Genomic DNA, 2,423 nt, shown 5'->3' with positions numbered 1-2,423 from the left:
CCCCGGATCGGCACCGAACGGGTCAGCACGCCCGGGGAAAACCTGGGCTGGGCCGGCGGCAGCGAACACGGATTCCGCATCGCGTTCACCGAGGGCTACACCCACGCGATGACGCTGAACAACGACACCCGGCTCTCCAAGGGGTTCGTCGGTGCTTTCCTGGACTCGCGTCTGCCCGCCGACGCGGGGATCGTCGGGCCGATGTTTGATCATGGATTCCCTTACGTGACAGACGACCAGAAGCCCGAAGCCGCAGATTATGTTCCTCGCCCACAGTATCGAGTGGTGCCTGCCGTAGAGGGGACGGCACTGATGATTTCGCGCGAGTGCTGGCAGGAAACGGGAGGTCTTGACCTCGTCAACTTCAATCACATCAAGCACATGTGGGGGCCCGATCTTGCGCTTGCGGTACATGCGCGCAGGGCTGGGTTTGGCGTCTACACCACGGAGATGGCTTATATCAACCACTTCGGGCACAAGACCGCCAATGAGCATTTCGGCGCCTGGCGCTACACGCTCGGTGCCAATGTGGCGATGCTGCAAGGACTGCGTCGGCTGCACGGCCTGCCTGCGGCGCTGGGCATCATGCGGCAGATCGGAGCCGCGCATGACCGCAAGTGGCACAAGCCCATTCCGCTCGACGATGCCAGCCACCAGCTGTCGGACTGATGGCCGTCCGCCGCTCGTTCAGTGCACCATCTCGGCGGTCAAACCGAAGTCGGCGAGGGCGCCGGTGGTGGCCTCGCGCAGCGCGTCCGGGGAGTCGGTGCGCCCGGTCAGATAGGCGTTGACCGAGATCCACAATTTCCCCCCACCCCGCCCGGACACCACGAACAGCTGGCCGCCCATGCGTTCCAGGGTGCGCCTGTCGATGCCCGGTTCGATCAATCGCCCGGACGCATAGTCGGCTTCGGTGCCGTCGGGCCGGTTCACCGCGGGGTCGGTGTCCCCGAGGTTGGAGCAGCCGATCGGAAGGTCGGCGGTGCCCAGACCCATGCCGGCCGCCCTACGCGCCACCCACTTGGGTGTCAGCGACGTCAGCGGCAGCGGGGCCAACAACTCCTCGGTGGTCTCGGCCAGGTCGGCGAACGCCTGTTTGAACGTGAGCCGCACCTCGGTCAGATCGGAGGCCAGGTTCGTCGGGTCCACGGAGATGACCGGGAACACCAGGGCGTTGCCCCGCGTGTCGTCCGGCGTGCGGTTGCTGATCGGAAACGACAAGGTGACCGTCCCGTCGTCGCAGATGCGCCCCATCCGCGCGCCCAGCCGGCCCGCGAACGCCGCGAAAAGCGTGTACTGGTTGCCGCCAATGCTTTTCGCGCAACCAGTCCACTCGGCCAGATCGACATAGGCCGTCAGGGTGGGCACCGCCACGGGCTGGTCGTCGCCGGCCCCCCGCGGCGGGGGCGGCGCCGACGCGATCGACGCGGCGACGTCCTTGCGCCGCTTCCGGGCGATGCGCACCGTCGCGGCCACCGCGCGCCCCAGTTCGGGCGCCGAGGCGAAAAACGCGCGGGCGTCCTCCCGCAGGGCCCGCCTGCGGGTGCGGGAACCGGGCAGGGGATAGCCCAGATCACGCGTCCGCCCGTGGGCGGCGTCGCCGATCGCCTGCACGAACCCCAGCCCGTCGGCCAGCGTGTGCGAGGTCACCAGGGTGACGGCGCTTCCGCCGTCCAGCAGGGGCAGCACACCGAGGTGCCGGTTGGGTCCGTATTCGGGGTCCAGCGGCAGCCGCGCCCGCTCGCCCGTCCAGGCGCCGATGTCGGCGCGCCGACGTGGTGTTTCGGCGACGTCGATGTCGGCCGGACCCCGATCGACCACCCACCGGTCACGCGCGAACGGCAGTGGTGACCGCTCGACGCGCCGACCCAGCAGCCCGTACCCGAGGTTGTGGTTGAACCGGCGCAATCCGTCCATGTCCACCGGGCGGTTGTAGATCCAGGTGAACTGAACGAGCGCGCCATAGCCCAGCGCCCGCAGGCCCAGGAACGAGGCCTGATCCATATGGGCGAGTCGGTTGTCCACCGCGATCAGGGTAGTTCACCGGCGCCGTACTACGCAGGGCTTCGGGATTGCGCCCCGCCGCCGCGAGGGATTGGTACCCTGACACAGCTTGTCAGCCTCGGCCCCAACGGCCCGTCACGAAGGTAATCTGATCCCGTGGTCCAGTCCTCCATCCCCGCGGTGCTGCGCGAACGTGCGAGCCTGCAGCCCAATGACACCGCGTTCACGTTTCTCGATTACGACCAGGATTGGGACGGCGTCGCGATATCGCTGACGTGGTCGCAGTTATACCGTCGCGTGCTGAATCTCAGCGAGCAGCTCGCGGCTCACGGGTCCAAGGGCGATCGGGCCGTGATCCTGGCCCCGCAGAGCCCCGACTACATCATCAGCTTTCTCGGCGCGCTGCAGGCCGGGCTCAT

3 protein-coding genes are annotated in these 2,423 nt (G+C 67.9%); 2 read left to right on the top strand and 1 reads right to left on the bottom strand.

The features are described from left to right. A partial coding sequence (locus tag ACOJVU_RS19350) for a glycosyltransferase family 2 protein (protein ID WP_421531254.1) occupies window positions 1–669 on the top strand: 669 nt, incomplete at its 5' end. Window positions 670–687: 18 nt separating this feature from the next. On the opposite strand, the gene ACOJVU_RS19345 is transcribed toward ACOJVU_RS19350, so the two are convergent. Further along, window positions 688–2,025, bottom strand: a complete 1,338-nt coding sequence (locus ACOJVU_RS19345; RefSeq protein WP_421531253.1) for a hypothetical protein — start codon at window positions 2,023–2,025, stop codon at window positions 688–690. Between the two features lie 135 nt (window positions 2,026–2,160). Here ACOJVU_RS19345 and ACOJVU_RS19340 point away from each other — a divergent pair. Beyond that, the coding region (locus tag ACOJVU_RS19340; RefSeq protein ID WP_421531252.1) for an AMP-binding protein at window positions 2,161–2,423 on the top strand (263 nt) is incomplete at its 3' end.

This window comes from Mycobacterium sp. THU-M104 (assembly GCF_049197365.1).
Classification (GTDB): Bacteria; Actinomycetota; Actinomycetes; order Mycobacteriales; family Mycobacteriaceae; genus Mycobacterium.
This window is presented reverse-complemented; position numbering and strand designations above follow the sequence as displayed.